This is a genomic window from Brevibacillus sp. LEMMJ03 (assembly GCF_007197875.1).
GTDB lineage: Bacteria > Bacillota > Bacilli > Brevibacillales > Brevibacillaceae > Brevibacillus > Brevibacillus thermoruber.
Map to the genome: position 1 here is coordinate 22,589 of NZ_VKJN01000026.1, position 19,775 is coordinate 42,363.

The 19,775-nt window shown below is 50.0% G+C and carries 20 protein-coding genes and 1 other RNA gene; 17 read left to right on the top strand and 4 right to left on the bottom strand.

Going from position 1 to position 19,775, the window contains the following annotated elements; genetic code table 11:
* Positions 1-137: 137 nt before the first annotated feature.
* Positions 138-278, bottom strand: a complete 141-nt coding sequence (locus tag FOI68_RS23645) for a hypothetical protein (RefSeq protein WP_160297119.1) — start codon at positions 276-278, stop codon at positions 138-140.
* 96 nt (positions 279-374) lie between these two features.
* On the opposite strand from FOI68_RS23645, the gene FOI68_RS21325 reads away from it, so the two are divergent.
* The 4 genes from FOI68_RS21325 to FOI68_RS21340 all read left to right on the top strand — a co-directional run bounded on the left by FOI68_RS21325 (position 375) and on the right by FOI68_RS21340 (position 4,977).
* Positions 375-1,364, top strand: a complete 990-nt coding sequence (locus FOI68_RS21325) for an ABC transporter substrate-binding protein (RefSeq protein WP_143864228.1) — start codon at positions 375-377, stop codon at positions 1,362-1,364.
* 207 nt (positions 1,365-1,571) lie between these two features.
* Positions 1,572-2,669 (top strand): Fe(3+) ABC transporter substrate-binding protein, encoded by a 1,098-nt coding sequence (locus FOI68_RS21330; RefSeq protein ID WP_029098162.1) that lies wholly within the window; start codon positions 1,572-1,574, stop codon positions 2,667-2,669.
* A 2-nt stretch (positions 2,670-2,671) separates the two neighbouring features.
* Positions 2,672-4,324 (top strand): ABC transporter permease, encoded by a 1,653-nt coding sequence (locus tag FOI68_RS21335; protein WP_035288971.1) that lies wholly within the window; start codon positions 2,672-2,674, stop codon positions 4,322-4,324.
* On the top strand, positions 4,321-4,977 hold the full coding sequence (locus FOI68_RS21340; RefSeq protein ID WP_029098164.1) for an ABC transporter ATP-binding protein: 657 nt from the start codon (positions 4,321-4,323) through the stop codon (positions 4,975-4,977). Before FOI68_RS21335 ends, FOI68_RS21340 begins: the two co-directional genes overlap by 4 nt.
* Positions 4,978-5,261: 284 nt before the next feature.
* Here FOI68_RS21340 and FOI68_RS21345 read toward each other — a convergent pair whose 3' ends face one another.
* The 3 genes from FOI68_RS21345 to FOI68_RS21355 all read right to left on the bottom strand — a co-directional run bounded on the left by FOI68_RS21345 (position 5,262) and on the right by FOI68_RS21355 (position 7,230).
* Positions 5,262-6,008 carry an ABC transporter permease gene (locus tag FOI68_RS21345; RefSeq protein ID WP_143864229.1) on the bottom strand — a complete coding sequence of 249 codons (747 nt, stop codon included), beginning with the start codon at positions 6,006-6,008 and terminating at the stop codon, positions 5,262-5,264.
* 11 nt (positions 6,009-6,019) lie between these two features.
* On the bottom strand, positions 6,020-6,757 hold the full coding sequence (locus FOI68_RS21350; RefSeq protein WP_143864230.1) for an ABC transporter ATP-binding protein: 738 nt from the start codon (positions 6,755-6,757) through the stop codon (positions 6,020-6,022).
* 77 nt (positions 6,758-6,834) lie between these two features.
* Positions 6,835-7,230, bottom strand: a complete 396-nt coding sequence (locus FOI68_RS21355; RefSeq protein WP_029098167.1) for a YqzM family protein — start codon at positions 7,228-7,230, stop codon at positions 6,835-6,837.
* 216 nt (positions 7,231-7,446) lie between these two features.
* On the opposite strand from FOI68_RS21355, the gene secG reads away from it, so the two are divergent.
* The 13 genes from secG to FOI68_RS21420 all read left to right on the top strand — a co-directional run bounded on the left by secG (position 7,447) and on the right by FOI68_RS21420 (position 19,694).
* Positions 7,447-7,689, top strand: coding sequence for a preprotein translocase subunit SecG (gene secG, locus FOI68_RS21360; protein WP_029098168.1), 243 nt, complete (start codon positions 7,447-7,449; stop codon positions 7,687-7,689).
* A 157-nt stretch (positions 7,690-7,846) separates the two neighbouring features.
* The gene (rnr, locus tag FOI68_RS21365) at positions 7,847-10,303 is read left to right on the top strand and encodes a ribonuclease R (protein WP_143864231.1); all 2,457 of its coding nucleotides are present in this window, start codon (positions 7,847-7,849) and stop codon (positions 10,301-10,303) included.
* A gap of 97 nt (positions 10,304-10,400) precedes the next feature.
* On the top strand, positions 10,401-10,874 hold the full coding sequence (gene smpB / locus FOI68_RS21370; RefSeq protein WP_029098170.1) for an SsrA-binding protein SmpB: 474 nt from the start codon (positions 10,401-10,403) through the stop codon (positions 10,872-10,874).
* A gap of 303 nt (positions 10,875-11,177) precedes the next feature.
* Positions 11,178-11,534, top strand: a transfer-messenger RNA (tmRNA) gene (gene ssrA, locus FOI68_RS21375).
* Positions 11,535-12,192: 658 nt separating this feature from the next.
* Complete coding sequence (locus FOI68_RS21380) at positions 12,193-12,570, top strand: hypothetical protein (RefSeq protein ID WP_143864232.1); 378 nt, start codon at positions 12,193-12,195, stop codon at positions 12,568-12,570.
* Between the two features lie 331 nt (positions 12,571-12,901).
* Complete coding sequence (locus FOI68_RS21385; protein ID WP_143864233.1) at positions 12,902-13,120, top strand: hypothetical protein; 219 nt, start codon at positions 12,902-12,904, stop codon at positions 13,118-13,120.
* Positions 13,121-13,248: 128 nt separating this feature from the next.
* Positions 13,249-13,776: a thioredoxin domain-containing protein gene (locus FOI68_RS21390; protein WP_143864234.1), complete on the top strand. Its 528-nt coding sequence runs from the start codon at positions 13,249-13,251 to the stop codon at positions 13,774-13,776.
* A gap of 10 nt (positions 13,777-13,786) precedes the next feature.
* Complete coding sequence (locus FOI68_RS21395; protein ID WP_185973998.1) at positions 13,787-15,622, top strand: ABC transporter ATP-binding protein; 1,836 nt, start codon at positions 13,787-13,789, stop codon at positions 15,620-15,622.
* A complete protein-coding gene (locus FOI68_RS21400) occupies positions 15,619-16,176 on the top strand; it encodes a MauE/DoxX family redox-associated membrane protein (protein ID WP_143864236.1) in 558 nt (185 codons plus the stop codon). Before FOI68_RS21395 ends, FOI68_RS21400 begins: the two co-directional genes overlap by 4 nt.
* Before the next feature lie 21 nt (positions 16,177-16,197).
* Positions 16,198-16,743: a TlpA family protein disulfide reductase gene (locus FOI68_RS21405; protein WP_143864237.1), complete on the top strand. Its 546-nt coding sequence runs from the start codon at positions 16,198-16,200 to the stop codon at positions 16,741-16,743.
* A gap of 74 nt (positions 16,744-16,817) precedes the next feature.
* On the top strand, positions 16,818-17,651 hold the full coding sequence (locus FOI68_RS21410) for a lipid II flippase family protein (RefSeq protein ID WP_143864238.1): 834 nt from the start codon (positions 16,818-16,820) through the stop codon (positions 17,649-17,651).
* A gap of 139 nt (positions 17,652-17,790) precedes the next feature.
* Entirely contained in the window at positions 17,791-18,498 is a 708-nt protein-coding gene (locus FOI68_RS21415; protein ID WP_185973999.1) for a methyl-accepting chemotaxis protein, read from the top strand.
* A complete protein-coding gene (locus tag FOI68_RS21420) occupies positions 18,495-19,694 on the top strand; it encodes an ATP-grasp domain-containing protein (protein ID WP_143864240.1) in 1,200 nt (399 codons plus the stop codon). The genes FOI68_RS21415 and FOI68_RS21420 overlap by 4 nt, the downstream gene beginning before the upstream one ends.
* The last annotated feature ends 81 nt before the right edge of the window (positions 19,695-19,775 follow it).

A 19,775-nucleotide genomic window follows, 5' to 3' on the forward strand; every position in this document is an offset into this window, starting at 1 on the left:
GGAGTGCATTGTCAATGATTTTGAGATTCATTATCACCGTTCGTGTAGGAAAAAAGTCAGTGTGTATATATAGGAAAGGAGACATTCCGGCACAGCAGCCGGCAGTCGGCCGCTCGGGCGGCAGCGGAAATGGAATTTCACGTCTGGCCTGAGGCGAGCAGGCGGGAGAAAGCGGGAAAGAGCAATGCCGGGAAAAAACGGAACGCGGTAAAAGCCTCAAGGCGTTCAGGGCGGACGATGCGATCGGAAACAGGCACAAACATGATGGTGAGATTCATTATCATTTTCCTGTTGACTTCGTCCGACCGTGGTAGTAGGATATTGGGTGTAAATGATTTTAATTCTCATTATCATCATGGAAGGGAGTCAATTGCATGTTTACTCGTACATACCGAACGGTACGCGGCAAAGCGTTTTTTGCCCTGCTGATGGCCCTCCTGCTGATCGTCACCGGCTGCGGCGGCGGACAGCAGGCAGCTGACCAAAAGCCGGCCGAACAGGCAGCAGGCAGCTCCGATCAATCCTACACCGTGAAACACGCGATGGGGGAAACCACGATCAAAGGCACCCCGCAGCGCGTAGTCGTCCTCACCTCGCAGGGGGTGGAAACGCTGGTGGCCCTGGGTGTTAAACCTGTGGGTGCGGTCGGTTCCTGGACTGACCCAACCACCTTTTACGATTTCGTAAAACCGCAGCTCGAGGGCACCAAAACGGTTGGTACCGAATCCCAGCCGAACCTGGAAGCGATCGCGGCGCTGAAGCCGGACCTGATCCTCGGCATGAAGTTCCGCCACGAAAAGATTTACCAGCAGCTGACTGCCATCGCGCCGACCGTCTTCGTGGAAGAACCGCGCGGCGACTGGAAAGAAAACTTCATGCTGTACGCGGAAGCGCTCAACAAGAAAGCGGAAGGCGAAAAAGTGCTGGCCGATTGGAACAAGCGCATCGAAGAGTTCAAGGCAAAAGTGGGCGACAAGGCGAAGACCAAAGTCTCTCTCGTTCGCTTCATGCCCGGCCGTGTACGCATCTACTACAATGACACGTTCGCCGGCACGATCCTGAAAGACCTGGGCGTAGCCCGTCCGGAATCGCAAAACAAAGACGAATTCGCCGCCGAAGTGACCAAAGAGCGGATTCCGGAAATGGACGGCGACATCATGTTCTACTTCTCCTACGAGACGGGAGACGGCGAAGCGACCAAGCTGGAAAAAGAGTGGACCAACGATCCGCTGTGGAAAAACCTGAACGTGGTGAAAAACAACAAGGCGTTCAAGGTGGACGACACGATTTGGAACACCTCTGGCGGCGTAATCTGCGCCAACAAAGTGGTGGACGAACTGGAGAAATACCTGCTCCAACAGTAAAAACAGCATGTGAGGTACGGCATGCTGCCGGAAATGATTCCGGCAGCATGTTGCTTCATTGTGCGGTCGGCCTTCCCCATATGCGAAAGGAAAGACGCCGACGTGATTCATGCCCTATGCGAAAAAACGATGCATGATCAATCGTTGGACAGTTTTGTCAAATTATGCTATTGATTTTTCAATATTGATAATATTGGGGGGATAATCATGATACGTCGAATATTCGTCTTTGTTCTACTCACCGTTTTCGCCGCTATGACCGCCGCCTGCGGCGGGACAACCCCAACCACACAGACGGACGGGCCTACATCAAACACGGCGGGAACGGAACAGCCCAAGGCTTCTGCATCGCCGGGTGAAGTCAACATTTTTACCGCGCGGCATTACGAGGTCGACGACAAGCTTTACGCCACATTCACCGAGCAAACCGGAATCAAGGTCAATGTAGTCAAAGGCACCGCGGAAGAATTGATCGAGCGTCTGAAGCGTGAAGGTGCGAGCACGAGCGCGGACCTGTTCATCACGGTGGACGGAGGCGTGCTGAACAAGGCCAAGGAAGCCGACGTGCTCCAACCGTTGCAATCTGACGTTGTGAATCAAAACGTTCCCGAAAAACTCCGCGACAAGGAGAACTACTGGGTCGGATTGTCCACGCGGGCGCGCGTGATCGTCTATCATCCGGATCGGGTCAAACCCGAAGAATTATCCACTTACGAGGATTTGGTGAACGAAAAATGGAAGGGCCGCATTCTGGTTCGTTCCTCGAACAACTTGTATAACCAGTCTCTGCTCGCTTCTCTCATTGAGCTGAACGGCGAGGAAGCGGCGGAACAATGGGCGAAAGGCATTGTGGCCAACATGGCCCGTCCACCGGAAGGCAGCGACCGGGATCAGGCCAAGGCGGTCGTTGCAGGCATCGGCGATATCGCCATCATGAACACGTACTATGTCGGGCTGCTCATCAACTCCAAGGATCCGGAAGAAGCCAAGGTCGGCAAGACGATTCGCGTCTTCTTCCCGAACCAGCAAACGACCGGAACGCACGTCAACATCAGCGGCATCGGACTGACCAAGCACAGCAAAAACAAGGAAAATGCGATCAAACTGGTCGAATACCTGACCGGTCCGGAAGCGCAGAAGATAGCGTCCGAAGAGAACTTTGAATACCCGGTAAATCCGCAGGCCGAAAAGGCGGATCTGCTGAAATCGTGGGGCGATTTCAAAATGCAGGAGATCGATTTTGCGGCGCTCGGCCGGAACAATCCGAAAGCGGTCCAGATTTTTGATAAAGCGGGCTGGAAGTAAGCATGCGCATGCGGACGTTGAAGCGAAACATCCAGAGATACGGTAACGGATGGTTGTGGATCAGCTTGATCGGGGCAGTGGTCATACCGCTGCCCATTCTTCATATCGTCAGTTCGCTTTTTCAAAAACCGAACGACAATTGGGCGCACATCAAAGAATACCTGCTGCTCAAATATGCGCTGAATTCGCTGCAGCTCGTCCTGTGGACGGGAGCACTGACTGTCGTGATCGGCATCACGCTGGCTTGGCTGATAACCGCTTACGACTTTCCGCTCCGGCGGTTTTTCAACTGGGCGCTGACGCTTCCCCTGGCCGTACCTCCCTACATCGCGGCCTATACGTACAGCACCATGTTCGGTTATACAGGCGTCGTCCAGTCGACGCTGCGCAACCATTTCGGCCTTGTCCTCCCGCAGGAGTGGTTCAACCTGATGTCCATGCGGGGCGCGGTGTTTATTTTCACTTTGTTTTTGTATCCGTACGTTTATCTCATGACCCGGACGTTTCTGGAACGTCAGTGCGCTTCCTATGTGGAAAGCGCGAGATTGCTCGGGCAAAAACCGCTTGGGATTTTCGTGCGGGTGGTTTTGCCGCTTTCACGGCCAGCCTTGGCAGCGGCGGCGGCACTGGTCGTTTTCGAAGTGCTGAGCGATTATGGGGTATCAAGCTATTTTGGCATTCCCACCGTATCGGTCGCCATTTTCCGAACCTGGTTTGGCATGTACGATCTCGATTCGGCATCGCGTCTGGCTGCGTGGCTGATGGCGGTGTTAATCGGGCTGCTCATTGTCGAACGCCTGCTCAGAAAGCGCCAATCCTTCAGCCCCTCGACCAGCAAAACGAGACCGCTCAAGCTGAAAGCATTGCGGGGAGTTTCCGCGCTGGCGGCGGTTTTGTTCTGTTTGTTCATCTTTTCTCTAGCCTTTCTGATTCCTGTCCTGCAGTTGATCACATGGGCGGGATGGACGTATGACGAAGTGCTGACGCCTGCGTTCTGGGATTTGATCAGGAGCACGCTTTTCGTGTCGCTGGCCGCCGCGGCGATCGTCATGATGTTGTCCGCCGTCGTCGCCAACACCTGTCGGCATCTGCCGGTTTGGCTCTCCGTTTTGCTGTCCAGAGTCGTGACTTCGGGTTATTCGATACCGGGAACGATTGTTGCGATCGGGATTTTGGCGCTGTTTACCGCAATCGATCATGCGCTTTCCCCGGTTTACGCGCGGATCGGGCTCGGGGAGGACCGGCTCGTGCTTAGCATGTCCGTAGCCATGCTGATTTGCGGATATGTCGTCCGCTTTATGGCGATCGGTTACAACGCGGTGGAAACCGGATTCGAAAAAACGGGCAAAACGTATACGGAAGCGGCACGGGTGATGGGGCTGGGGATGACGGAAACGTTTTTCCGGGTCGATCTTCGCTTCATCGCGGGATCGCTGGGAAGCGGATTGATTCTTACTTTTGTGGAAATTGTCAAAGAACTTCCGCTCGCCCTGCTGTTGAGACCGTTCAATTTCGACACGCTGGCCACCAAAGTATACCAGTACGCTGGCGACGAACAGATTATCGAAGCCTCGATTCCGTCGCTGTGCATTATCGGGATCAGCCTGATATCAGTGGTTGCCATTCACCACTTCGGGAGGAGGTCGAACTCATGACATTCGTTCGCATCGAAAACCTGTCCTTCGAATACCGCAAAACCCCGGTATACGATCGTTTCTCCTTTTCGATGGCCAAAGGGGAAATTGTGGGCTTGATTGGAGAGAGCGGAAGCGGGAAAAGTACGCTGCTCCGGCTGATCGCCGGATTGGAAACGCCGTCGCATGGGACAATTGTGCTCGATGGTCGAACCGTAGTCGACGACCGCACGTTCGTTCCTCCCGAAAAACGCGGCGTCGGCATGGTTTTTCAGGATTACGCACTGTTTCCGCATTTGACCGTGGCGAAAAACATTACGTTCGGACTTAACCACCTGTCCAGGAGAGAGAGAAACCTCCGTTTGGCCGAAATGCTCGATCTCGTTCAGCTTGCCGGCTTGGAAAACCGGTATCCCCACGAATTGAGCGGCGGCCAGCAGCAGAGAGTCGCGCTCGCCCGGGCCATTGCGACCAAACCTTCCCTGTTACTGCTCGACGAGCCGTTCAGCAATCTGGACGCTGGATTAAAGGAGACGATTCGAGCGGAACTGCGCGACATTCTGCGAAAGGCCGGCATGACATGTCTGTTGGTCACCCACGATGTCCGGGATATCGAGGCGATTTGCGACCGGGCTGTCAGCATATCGCCTGCGCGCGTGTCCGCCCGCGCCTGACGATCGGACGAATGTCCTCGCCGAGTCTGCTTCATCAGCCATTCGATCAGGATTGGGATGTCCCCTTGGCTCCTGAATTCAAGAAAGCCTCACTCGAAGTGATGGTATCCCCGCTTTACGTCTACAGCAAAGAGTAAACTCTTTTGCTGTAGACTTGGTGGGGATTTTTCTTTAGGTAAATTCGCTTCCTGAAGAATACCTTCCACACGCGGAAAACGTTCGTTAATTGGTCAGCCGTAGAAAAAAAGCTGCCGTCGCAAGGAGGGCAGCATCGTTTGAACGCGTCACGGACGCAGCATGGATTCGCGGGTAAACCAGAGCCGGTAGCAAAGCAGGCTGACCAACACGGCCGAAATCGCCGCAGACGAGGAAAACGCGAACATGATCAGAATCTGGTAGCGGACGGCATCGATCGGATTGGCCCCGGCGATGATCATGCCGGTCATGGTGCCGGGAAGCTGCACCAGCCCGATCGTTTTCATCGTGTCGAAGGTGGGGATCATGCTGGCCGTTACCGCCCGTTTCAACACGTCGTGAATCGCCTGCCGCTTGTTTGCGCCCAGGCAGAGCAACGTCTCGATCTCACCGCGGGCGGTTTCCGTTTCACGCTTCATGTGATTGAGAAACAGGCCGCTGACCATCATGGCATTGCCGATGATCATGCCGGAGATCGGGATCAGGTACTGCGGTGTGGGTTCCACCAAACGGAACAGCAGCAGCAGCCCCATCGTCACCGTCGCCGTTATCGTCAGCGCGACGGCGATGCGCCAGAGTACCCCCGGCAGCCGGTCCCCCCGGCGCGAGGCGTTCCAGGAGGCGACGGCGATCATCATGACGAGCACCAGCGCCAGGTAGACGGGGTGGTCGGCGTGAAACACAACCTGCAGCACGTACCCGATCACCAGCAGTTGGACGGCGCAGCGGACCGTGCTGACGGCGATCTCCTTTTCCAGGCCGAGCTTCTGCCAGAGGGAGAGCAGCAGCGCGATCAGGACAAACGAGAACGACAGCCACAGCGACATCGATGACATTCCAATCCCTCCTATCCCTCTTGGATGGCGGCGGCCAAAAATCGGCGCGCCTCCTCAGTGGTGGGAGCGTCAAAAAACAGATCGCTCGGCGCATCCTCCAGCAGCCGGCCGTCTGCCATGAACCAGACCCGCTGGCCGACGGAGCGCGCCTGCTCCCAGTCGTGCGTAATCCAGATGAGCGTGGTGCCCTCACGGCGGTGCAGGTCGGCCAGCAGCCGCTCGGTCGCCTGTTTGCTGAGCGCATCCAGCGAGGCGGTCACTTCGTCCAGCAGCAGTACGGCCGGCTGCAGCAGCAGCGAGCGGACCAACGCCACGCGCTGTTTTTCCCCGCCGGAGAGCTGGTCGGCCGGTTTGGCCCAATCCAGTCCGCCCAGTCCCAGCTGCTCCATCCATTCCCGGGCCCGATCGGCGGGAAAGGAGCGCTGGTGCAGGCGGCTGACCGTCCGCAGGTTGTCCTCCACGCTGCCGGGCAGCATGACCGGATGCTGGGAGACGTAGCTCATCGTCATGCGCCAGCGCTCCGGCGTCCATTGTTCCGGGGGTTTTCCCGCCAGCCGGACGGTCCCGCTGTCCGGGCGGGTGAGCAGGGCCAGGATGCGCAGCAGGGTGCTTTTGCCCTGTCCCGACTTCCCCAGGATGTGGATGATGGCCGGTTCTTCCACCACGGCCGACAGGTCGGCAAACAGCCAGCCGTCCGGCTGCGACGCCGACCGTTTGCCCAGTTGTTCCAGTTCCAGCAGCGGGGCCATCTGCCGTTCCTCCTCTCGAGAAATGAGAAAACACCGGAGAAGTCTCCGGTGTGTAACGCCCGTGGCTGCCTATGTATTTACTTGTGCTGAGCCAGCCACTCGGCAACTGCTTTGATTTCCGGTTGTTTTTTCAAGATGCCGGGGGGCATGCCGCCTTTCCCGTCCTTGATGATTTTCGCAATATCGTCCGCGCTGTACTTGCTGCCTGCTTTGGTCAGGTTCGGGCCGACAATTCCTTCCAGGTTTTGGCCGTGACAGGATGCACAGTTTTGCTTGTACACGGCTTCCGCGTCAATGTTGGCCGTTGGCGCTCCGCCACCTTGGGCCTCTTCGCCGTGTTTCGGCGGGAAAATGGCGGAACCGACAAGAGCAATAAGAAAAACGAGAAACAAGATACCAAACGAAGTAAAAAAGGCCTTCGCGGAGTCAACCACGTCATTTTGATTCATGTCTTTTTTGTTGGAACCAGCCATGTAACTAGGACCTCCTACGGCAAGTATAACGGTACAACTGCAATTTTACGGCAAAATCGTGACAGTTGCAAGGAAACGGAAAAACAGACAAAGAACGTACACAATTTTTGGATAAAAAACGGTCAATCAACCAGGGTTGCTGATCCGATCCAACTGTGGTAGAGTGGAAGTAATGGTTTCTTCACGTATGGGAAATTCGCTTTGAGGTGAATACACATGGTATTGGCTGCGAAAATCTTACTTGTGATCGCAAGTATTGGCTTAATTCTTGTCGTGCTGCTGCAGTCCGGAAAAAGCGCCGGTCTCTCCGGTGCGATCGGCGGCGGCGCGGAACAACTGATGGGCAAGCAGAAGGCCCGCGGAATTGACGCCCTGCTCGGCAAACTGACGGTTGTGTTTGCCGTGTTGTTCATGGTGTTTGCCATTCTGCTCGGGTACTTCTTGAGAAGCGGTGCGTAACATACGACTCGCCAAAGGCAGCAAGTTTGACTTGCTGTCTTTTTTCTATTAGGATTGCCTACGGCTAGGATTGCCTACGGCGAAATCGGAGAATACTGAATACTATATAGAAGAGGAAAAGTCGCGGCAACGTATGCGCGGCAAAGGAGGGTACGGAATGAAAGAACAGGACATCCTCGCGTTCATGCGGGAACAGGCGTATCACCCCATGACCGTGAAGGAGCTGGAGGAGGCGTTTGGACTGGCCGACTCCGAGGCGTTTAAAGAACTGGTCAAAACGCTGAACGCGTTGGAAGAGCGGGGCGAAATCGTGCGGACGCGAACCAACCGCTACGGCGTGCCGGAAAAAATGAACCTGGTGCGCGGCCGGCTGCAAAGCCATCCCAAAGGGTTCGGGTTTGTCATCCCTGACACGCCCGGAGAGGACGACATTTACGTCCATGCCAACGACATGAACGGCGCCATGCACGGCGATACGGTCCTGGTGCGGGTGGAAAAGAAAACGGGCGGCAACCGCCTGGAGGGGCGGATCATCCGCATCGTGGAGCGCGGCGTGACGGAAGTGGTCGGAACGTTCAAGGACGAAACGTACTACGCCTACGTCATTCCCGATGAGAAACGGATCGGCAGGGACATCTTCATCCCGAAAACGGCCTACAACGGGGCGGTGGACGGGCACAAGGTCGTCGTCAGGATCGTCCGCTACCCGGAAGGACGCGCCAACCCGGAAGGCGAAGTGATCGAGATCCTCGGGCACAAAAACGACCCGGGCGTGGACATTCTCTCGATCATCCGCAAGTATGGCCTGCCGGAAGCGTTCCCCGCCGACGTGCTGGCCGAGGCGGAAGCGGTGCCGGACGAAATCTCCGAGGAGGAGATCAAGGGCAGGCGCGACCTGCGCGACCGGATGATGGTAACCATCGACGGCGCGGATGCGAAAGACCTGGACGACGCGGTCTCGCTGGAGAAGCTGCCCAACGGCAACTACCTGCTGGGCGTCCACATCGCCGACGTCAGCTACTACGTCCGGGAACATTCCGCGCTGGATCAGGAAGCGTATCGGCGCGGCACCAGCGTCTATCTCGTGGACCGGGTGATCCCCATGCTGCCGCACCGCCTGTCCAACGGCATCTGCAGCCTCAACCCCAAGGTGGACCGCCTGACGATCACCTGCGACATGGAGCTGGATGCGGAGGCCAACCTGGTCACCTACGACATCTACCTCAGCGTCATCCGCACCAACGAGCGGATGACCTACACGGATGTGCGCAAGATTTTGGAAGAGAACGACGAAGCGCTGATCGAAAGGTACAGCGAGCTGGTGCCGATGTTCCGCCTGATGGAGGAGTTGGCCCGCAAGCTGCGCGCCAAGCGGATGCGCCGCGGCGCGATCGACTTTGACTTCCGCGAGGCGAAAATTTACGTCAACGAAGAGGGGACGCCGACGGAGATCGGCTTCCGCACGCGATCCATCGCCGAGTCGATCATCGAGGAATTCATGCTGGCGGCCAATGAAACCGTGGCGGAGCACTTCCACTGGATGAAACAGCCGTTTATGTACCGGGTGCACGAGGAGCCGAACCCGGAAAAACTGATGGCCTTCATGGAGTTTGTCACCAACTTCGGCTACGCCGTGCGCGGCAAGGGCAACTCCGTCCACCCGCGCGCCCTCCAGCAGCTTCTGGAGGAGGTGAAAGGGACGCCGGAGGAGGTCATCATCAGCACGGTGATGCTGCGCTCGATGAAGCAGGCGCGCTACGACGCGGAAAGCCTGGGTCACTACGGCCTGGCGACCGACTTCTACACGCACTTTACCTCCCCGATCCGCCGCTACCCCGACCTGATCGTCCACCGGCGGATTCACGAGTGGCTGGAGAACCGCGAGCTGTCCGAAAAGCGGTTGGCCTATTGGGTGGAGCAGATGCCGATCATTGCGGAACACGCGTCCCAGCGCGAACGCATCGCCGTGGACGCCGAGCGGGAAACGGACGATTTGAAAAAAGCGGAGTACATGCTGGAGCGGATCGGCGAGGAGTTCGAAGGCGTCATTTCCGGCGTCACGTCGTTTGGCATCTTCGTGGAACTGCCCAACACGATTGAGGGCCTGGTGCACATCAGCTATCTGACCGACGACTACTACCATTACCACGAAAAGGCGTACGCCCTGATCGGGGAGCGGACGGGCAAGCAGTTCCGCATCGGCGACGTGGTGCAGGTGCGCGTCTCCAACGTCAACGTGGATGAGCGGGCCATCGATTTTGAGATCGTCGGGATGAAGAAGCCCAACACCTTCCGCGGCCGGGAACGCACCCCCAAGGTGATCGACGGGCGCGGCGGCGAGCGCAAAGGCAAGCGCGCCAAAGAACGCGCCGCCAAGCAGGAAAAGCCCCATCCTGCCGTGCTGCGCAAGCAACGCAAGCAGCGCCGCCAGACCGAAGCGGCCCGGCAGACCGGTGCCGGTCAAGCGGACGCGTCCGAGGGCGACGTCGTGCCGCTCGACGAGGCGGCTGAATCGCCGACGACCCGGCAAAAGGCGTTTTGGGAAGACCTGATCCGAGCCAAAAAGTCGAAAAAGAAACACGTGGCCGGGCAGGCGAAACGGAAGCGGCGGTAACCATCTTGTCACACGGCGCAAAATTTGCTAGACTAACAGGTACGATATTGGCGGATTGTACAGCCGTCCGGAAACCAGGCAAGCGAGGTGATCTCCCATGTCGAAAGCAAAAACCGGTGTGAAGACGCTGGCCCAAAACCGCAAAGCGCGTCACGACTATCACATCGAAGACGTGTACGAAGCCGGCATTGCCCTGACCGGCACGGAGATCAAATCGGTGCGGGCCGGACGCGTACAGCTCAAGGACAGCTTCGCCCGCATTCACAACGGCGAAGTGCTCCTGTACAACATGCACATCAGCCCGTACGAACAGGGCAACCGCTACAACCACGAGCCGGAACGGACGCGCAAACTCCTGCTGCACCGTCTGGAAATCCTCAAACTGAACGGCCTCACCCGCGAGAAAGGGTACTCGCTGGTGCCGCTCAGCCTCTACCTCAAGGGCGGCTGGGCCAAGGTGGAGCTGGCGCTGGTCAAAGGGAAGAAGAACTACGACAAGCGCGAGGACATCAAAAAGCGCGACGCCCAGCGGGAAGTGGAGCGCGCGCTGCGCGAGCGGCAGAAGGTGTAACGAGGCGGGAGACGAGTTCATCTTGTTTTCTGCGGTGGCATTGGATCGTTACGAATGGTGCTGCGTCTGCTGGTAGCGTACTCGCAGGCAAGGTACGCTGCTCGCAGCCGAGCGGTGGCCGACAAGCCGTTGTTCGCAGGTCCCGCGCCTGGTGCACGATGGCAGGACTGGCACAAATCGACGTTGAGTTTTGGATGCCGCGTGTGCTATAGTAATAAGGCAATGAACCCCGAAACAACAGTCTAGGTGCGGAACAGTTGCCATCTTCGCCTAGACTTTTTTTCACCTTTTTCATTCTATCCTGGGGGCGTTCTGGATTCGACGGGAATGGTAGAGCATAAGAAGCGAGCCGGGGGGCTGCGGACCCCGTCAACAACGCGGAAAGCCATAACTGGCAACAAACAACTTTCTCTCGCTGCCTAATAACCAGCGAGGCTCTAACACTCCATCGGCCCGTGTGGCGTGATTAGGGCTCACTTCTAACGGGCTACGCCGGAGGTCTCCGCCTGGGGCCAAAGGAAGAAGACCAATCAGGCTAGGCAGTAAACTAGCGTGTCACTCCGCAGGTTTGCCGCCGAATTCCCAATAGAGTGACTGCGCTCGGAGATGCTTATGTGTCGCCGTTTTCGGACGGGGGTTCGAATCCCCCCGCCTCCACCATACATAACATAAAAAGCACCCTCGTGGTGCTTTTTATGTTATGTCCGTGGCGAGGAGGAGGGATCCGATCTGGCAAGTCCGAACGGACGGGAGGTTGTCCGCGAGGGAGCGAAGCGAGTGAGCGCATCGATATCCACCACAAAAGGCGAAGGAGCACAGAGTGCGACTGAGCAAAAAATGGAGATATCGATAATCCCCCCGCACCCACCATAAAAATATTGACCTTATGCGGTCTGGGCTTTTCATATGTGAGAATTTGTAGACGTCTCGTAGACAAGAGTTTTGAATGAGTCGGATTTATGTAAATCTTTTAGACGAGTTGTCCACAACCAAATCATAACAAGTTTTCCAATATATGGATATGTTGTGTGTGGAGCCCTATTCTCCAGCAATACCTATACTTTAAAGGCAAAGATACCGCTATTAATTATCGTTTTTTGACACTCTCCGCTCATGTGGAGTATCTAATGTTGATGGTTCGATAAAAAATAAATAAAATATAACGGCATTGCTTAAGAAGACAATAAGCCGGACTCAAGCATGATTTCGTTGAGTCTGGCTATTTACTTTTTTGTAAGACAAGAGTTCGACATATTTTTCCAAAATATGATACAATTATTGGGAGGCATAAAGAGTTGATCATTAAGGGGGGAACGGAATGCTTAGCTCAAAGGAAGTACCACAAGCCGATGTATTACACGATGTTATCAGAACTGTTAGATTTGTTCAACAGAACAAAGGAAGTACTTATAGTATGATTGCACGACATATAAAAAAAGGTGATCGGCAGGGCAGGTATTATAGACATGCTGCTCAACTGTTAGGATTAATAGACAATCGTAATAATTATGCATGGATACTTCCTACTGGAGATTACTCTTTAAGCTTAGCTGGTCAAGAACAGATGATTTATTTAAGAAAACTTATAAAGACACTTAGAGTGTTTCAATTGACCGAAGACTTATTACGTACAAAGCCAGGCTGTACCGAAAAGGATGTATATAAATTATTGTATGATAACGGGGATAACGGATAATACTGCCTTGAGAAGAGCTAGGTCTGTATAATCTTAGACATTGGTTATATAACCAATTTAACCTTAAAGGAATTAGGTTTGGCTGATACTTTCCAACCAAAGCTAGAATTCCCGGCAGACATTCTGTTGGGGATGGTTCATCAAGGTTCATTTTTGTAGTAGTCGGTACGTTGTAATCAGGTGATGTGTGATGGTTGTTGAATGAAACAAAACTTTCGCACAACAGGTGATATTCAATTAGGAAAAGATAGTAAATTGGAACTATTTTGCTTAAAAGGTATTGCGAATTTTAGTGATTTGATATTTAATACAAAAAAGGAGGTTATATACAATGTTTGATAAGATTTCCAATAAATTAGGGATTGGTCCTATGGTCGTTGAATGTTCTATTACAAAGACAGTAACGGTTTGTGGAGAACCGGGTGAGTGCTTTTCCATGTATGGTTTGGGATTTAGCGATCAAGTAGTGCAAGTAATTGATAAAAATTATGGGACACTTTGTGATGAATACAGAAACGATAGGTGTTGTGTATTTGGTATTAAACAATAACCCACATAGTGTATTAAAGACATATGTTTGCATTCCGCGGCTAAGTTTTTAATGAATACCATTAGACAAAGAGGTCATATTTTGGATGACCTCTTTGTCTATAAAAAATAAATAGGTGGGATATATACTTGGTCCTCGTGAGTTTATCAGTAGCTTGTTATTCCCTTTTATATATACTTACATATTTGATACTTCAACGTCTAAAGGTCGAAGTAGAAACCTTACCAAAATCAACCATTAGGAAAAGAGTAGCTTCTTCTCCAATTGGGCTAAATATAAAATCAATCGTTCACTATCCAGAGATTGAAAAAAACAATTTTACAATTTTTATGTTTGCATCCCCATCCTGTGCATCATGTCATGGAGAGTTAGAAGACTATTTAAGTAATCGTCCAGGTATCCCTTTTGTTTGTCTTGTTGAAAATTCGATTCCTACTTTAACGACTGAATTTATTAACATTTATCAAGACCTTTTTCCGATTATTCCTGTTTCTTATGAGGACATGAGGAAATTAAACATACACACAAACCCGTCATTTATCATCATTAATTCTCAAGGCAAGATTGAAAGAGTTGTTTATATTGCTGAAGGTATAAGGACATGGTACAGAGATTTAATTCATTTATCAAATGAAAATAAAGCCTATTCCGTTTAGGAGTTTTAATATGAATTTTAAAACCATTATGGCAGCAATCAAGTTTGTTATAAAAATCGACAAACAATGGCTCGTTTTTTCGATTTGTATATCATGTTTTAGAGGGATTAATCCACTTATCACTTTATGGCTTTCAAAGCAGTTGATTGATAGCATTGTAGAAATATTACAACATAAAGCAAACAGCAGTTATGCAGATGTTTTCTGGATACTGCTTGCTCAAGTTTTAATAAGCATTTTTGCAGCGGCTTTAAGGAAAATTAAAGAACTATTAGATAGATCTATAGAAATTAAATTAAATCATGATTTGCAAAAGATGATTTCGAAAAAAGCATCGACTGTTCCTCTTGCCTATTATGATTTACCTGAGTTCCATGACCATATGGAAAGGATTAAAGGTGCGCAGGGGAGTCGGTTTTTAAGTCCTATTAAAGGGCTTTTGTCGCTGGCAGAAAGCATTATTACAACTTGTTCTTTCTTAATCTTTCTCATAAGTACACATTGGATGCTGACAATTTTAAGTGTATTAGCAGCGATCCCCATTATGGTTATGCAAACGAAATACGGTAAAGAAAGATTCTGGTTTCAATATACGCAAACACCCTTAGCACGAGAGACGAATTATATTACTAATTTATTAAATGAAAGGGATTTTGCTAAAGAAATTCGTCTATTTGGGTTACAAGAATATTTGTTAGACCGATGGTCCAAAAAATTTAAAAAAAATGCTTCTGAATCACTTAAATTGTTACGTAAAGAAAAATATTCTCAAATTGCTTTGGATGGTCTAACCGCTATTTTATATGCCTGTTCGGTTGGTGTTATTGTTTGGCTTGCTAAAAAAAAGACACTTACAATTGGGGACTTTGTTGCAATTGGCCAAGCGGTTCAAGGAACACAAAGTTCTATAAATCAAATCTCAGTGCTCCTTTCATCATTGTATGAAGAAAACTTATACATTAAGGATTTTTTTGATTTTCTTGATTACGAATATTTGCCTTCTAATAGTAAAACGCAAGAAATACAAGTTGACTGGTCATTTGTTGATCAGATCTCCCTCAAGAATGTTTCTTTTAAATATCCGGGTCAAACAAAGTATTCGTTAAAGAATGTTTCATTCGACATAAAAAAGGGAGAGAAGATAGCAATTGTTGGTGAAAATGGATCCGGAAAAACAACTTTAGTGAAATGCCTCCTAGGATTATATGACATTACTGAGGGACGTATTTTCATTGATAACATTGATATCAAAGAGGTTAAACAAAATTCTATAAGGGAAAATATCACCGCTATATTCCAGGATTTCGTAAAGTACCCTTTCTCCATTTCGGATAATATAGGTTTCGGTAATGTCAAAAATATTCACGATGTCGAGCAAATAAAACTCGCATCCTGTAAAAGTGGTGCAGATGTATTTATCCGTAAGTTGCCGGACGAATATGAAACAAATCTTGGGCAACTCTTTGGAGATGGTGTTGATTTATCTGGGGGCCAGTGGCAAAAAATTGCATTATCTAGGGCTCTTTTTCGTAATGGTCAAGTAGTGATATTAGACGAACCAACTTCTGCTCTTGATCCAAAAGCGGAAATGGAAGTATTTGGTAACTTCAAAACGTTAGTAAAGGATAAAACGGTCATTTTTATTTCTCACCGATTAGCCGCAGCTAGATTAGCGGATAGAATTTTGGTGTTAAAGGATGGCCAGGTTATTGAGGAAGGAAACCATCAGCAACTTATGAATTTGGGAAAAGAATACTATAAGATGTTCATGTCTCAAGCAAGATGGTACATCAGTGATGTTGAATCTGAAGAAACGGAGGAGGAGAAGTGGAGTATTCAAGTTTGATCATTCGGATCATCCTGATGTATTTGTTTTTAAGCACAAGCTTATCAAAGCTTAACAAGATGGATCAGCATATCTTAACGGTAAAGGAATACAATCTCTTGCCTAACCGTTTTGTAAGATTCTTTTCTATATTAGAGGTTTATTTCGAATTAAGTGTAGGGTTGTTTCTCCTACTTGGTTTGTTTCCTGGATTAACTTCTGGAATCGCGGTTATTTTGTTGTTGATATTTACTTGTGCTATATCCATCAATTTATTAAGAGGCAGAAATAATATCTCTTGTGGATGCGGGGGAATAGCGGGTAATCATCAATTATCTTGGATACTTGTATTACGAAATTTATTACTTGGGTTTATGGCCGCTTACTTATATATGAATCCAAGTAATACTCTATCAATTAATAGCGTTATTTGGGGACAGTCTTTTTCAGATGTTTTTAGCATTGATTCGATTTGCATTGCCATCATTACGGTAGCACTTATCCTTACCTTTCAGATACTTAAAAATCTCGGTGAATTGAAAAAGCGCTGTGAGGCTCTGCTAAAAGACGCATGACATCTAATAAGGAGAAAAACAATGAACAATTTCCTAATTATTTCTAATATAGCTTTATGGGTAATCGTAATAGTTCAACTAATGATTATATATTTCTTTTCTAAAATTCTTATCGAGTTTTTAAATAGGTTTCGGCTAAGTGGGAAGAGACTGGAAGAAGCAACACTGGCTGTTGGAGATAAAGCCCCCTTATTTCGTGAGAGGGATCAAGTGGGAAAAGTAGTTAACCTGTCTGATAATTTTGGTAAAAAAGCGGTTATCTTGTTTTTAAGTGAAACATGTGACTCTTGTAAAGATATCTTTTCAAATCTTTCTATCATCCAATTAAAAAATCCAAATCAAAAAATATACGTGATTGTAAGTAACTATAGCAAAGGAAAGCAATACGATATCCCTGATCAAATTTCTCTAATTAGATCAGATAATATTGTCAAACAATATTTAATAAAGACGGTTCCAACCATGGTTATCGTGGATGAGCAAGGATATATTTCTTATGCGGATGCAGTAAATAGCCATGAGCAAATAATTGCTGTTTTACGGGTTAACTCCCAACAAGTGAGTTGATAGCCGAAATACGTGTTATACTGGATCTAATTGGAATCAAAATTGTGTCACGTGATAGGGGTTTTTAAACAGAGATGAATTGGGTGGACGTTATACTAGAGGGGCAAGTAGAGCTAGGCAAGATATTATTTATCTTAGTAATGATTGCTTTAACAAATTTTGTAGATACTACCGCGTATGCAGCAAGATTAAGTGGTATCTCTACTGGAAAACTCGCTATAGCTAACTCCCTATATTCGATGTTAACATTTGGATCCAGGACCACAACTTTATTATACATGGCCCCAATTGGAGGAATAATTGATCGGGCAATAACTAACAAGTTCGATCCTTTTTTTATTCTACTATTTGTTGTTTTAGGAGCGGCGCTTGGTACTGCAAGTGCCATTTTCATGATGCCTACAACCGTAAATTTCTATAAACTTGGTATTAATAAAATGGATACAAATCAAACCGCATTAAGGATTTTTAAATCAATTTTCTTTTCCAAAAACGGACTGTTAGAATTAAGTAAGTGCTGGAGACGACCAACACTGGAAATGTGGAAAAAGATAAGTTTAAAAGGGATTCCAAAGCATATTATCATTATGAATGCAATCCTATACTCCCTGTTTACAGTTGGTTCAATTGCCGCCTACTATGCGGCTTGGATAAACCCTGAGTATATGGCACGTGCTGCAAGTCTTTCTCCAGCCATTAATGCACTTAGTGCCTTCTTACTTTTGTTTCTAGTTGATCCTTATGCAGCAATTGTAATTGATAGAGGGTTAAACAAGAAAATGTCATTTGATACGGTTAAGTCAATTATGGTTTATTTATCAATTAGCCGCTTATGTGGAACGTTAATAGCTGTAGCAATGTTATATCCTGGCGCTTTGTTCATCGGTTTTGTTGCAAGATTTTTATGATGGTATACAGACAAGCTTAAGGTAATTCAGGATGTATGATTCAATATTAGCCAAATCCACTTTGAGAAGTGGTCAGACTGAAGAGAAACCCCCTTTTTATACAGGACACAAACTCCCTCGACTGCAATGGCACAAGAGCTTGTCCGAAAACTCCGAAGGCGTTGCCAACAAGGCGCTGGTCGGCATGGACAACATCGAGGTCGAAGTGAAGAAGTCGGTTGACATTGCCAAGCAACTGGAAGACAGCATGAAACGAATCAGCGACATCGTGACGACCATGACCAGCATCAGCACACAGACCAATTTGCTCGCGTTGAACGCTTCGATTGAGGCGGCGCGGGCCGGTGAAGCCGGCAAAGGTTTCTCGGTAGTTGCCGAAGAGGTTCGCAAACTGGCGGAAGAATCCAAGAACAGTTCGGACAATATCCACGGCATTATTGGCGAACTGCAGAACTCGCTCAGTGAGACCATTCACACGCTTAGCAAGCAGAGCGAGATTATCCTGCGGGAGAAACAAAATGTCATGTCGCTGATCGAACACATGAAAGAGATCAAAACGTCGATTGAAAGTTCCACGGAGCAGATCAAGACGTTCGAGGCGAATGTGGACGCGCAGGCTGACGGAACAGACGCTTCGTCCCAAAATCTGGGGCAGGTAACCGAAAGCATCGCGGAAGTGACGGCGGCTCTGGTGACGATCAGCAACAACATTCAAAATCAAACCGAGCTCCAGTCTGAAATGAGACAGATTGCCGGTCAGATGAAAGCGACCTCCGAACAGCTCAATGAGCTGGTCAAAAAGTTTGTGGTGCGCGGCGATGCGGGTAAGGAGGAACAATCGGCATGATGATGGTGTTGGATAAACCGTACGTATCTCTGCTTTTGTCCCAGACTCTTGCGAATTTGGGCGTTCCGGCGGTGAAGTGCGGGGATATCCGCATTCCGCTGGACAAAACGCTGGAGATACGGCAGTTGGACGAGGTTGCGGATCGTGTACGCGATCCGGACCTTGCTCTTCTGTGCAATTCCGAGTATGCGGTGGCGTCCGTGTATCCGCTTCTGAAGGGAACGCCGCTCATGGAACAGGCGGAGCTGTTCAAAAACAAGATCAAGTTTCGTGAGACACTGCGAAAGCTGTATCCCGACTTCTTTTTCCGCGAGTGTTCCTATGAGGAGATTTTCCGCCTGCCTGTGGAGACACTTCCGTTTCCCCTGGTTGTCAAGCCGACGAAAGGCTTTCGCAGCGTCGGCGTTTACCTGGTGGAAAAACCGGACGAATGGCCGGCGATGTGCAAGCAGCTGCAGGCGGACATGAGAGCGGCAAAGGAGATCTATCCCGAGTCGGTCGTGAGCGCCAGCAGCTTCATCCTGGAAGCGTGGATCCAGGGAGACGAATACGCGGTCGATGCGTTTTACGATGCGGAGGGGGAACCTGTCGTCCTGAACGTGTTCAAGCGGATGTTTGCGCACGAAGCCGACACGTCCGATCGGATTTATTTCACGGGGAAGAGCGTGCTGCAGGAGGCCCTCTCCAAAATCGAGGCGTTTATGAAGCAGTTGGGCAGTGAAATGCAGCTCCGCCGATTTCCGATGCACTTTGAGGTGCGGATTTCCAAATCGGGTCAGCTCATTCCGCCGTCACTCCGGGAAAAACGAGGGTCCATCAGCCTGTGCTGCGTGTGTCAGCAAGGTGATGGACCCTTGTCGTTTGCGTTTGCACGCGGATACCGGCGGGATTCGCACCAACAGAAACAGCGCCTTGCTTTGCAAGCAGGGTTTTTTTATTGGAATCAACCGAGAAGAGGGGAATGGGTTGAACAACATCGTCGGCATGACGCACGAGATAACGCACGAGGGAGAAAGGAAGAGGGCAGGGAGCAGGAGGCGAATGAAGCATGGTGTTTGTCGAAAAAAGGCGGGAAACATGGGACTCGTGCATGTACCGATGCGCCCCCCGCATGGGACCGGGGGGAGGAAAAGGATGGATGGACTGACCTGGAAAGGCACTCCGGTCTATTTTCCAATACAATAAGGACATACTAGGCGATGTCGTACAATGTAGATTATACGACACTTTTATAGTACCATAGACCCATGACATTTGGTTATATGTCAAACACAGTT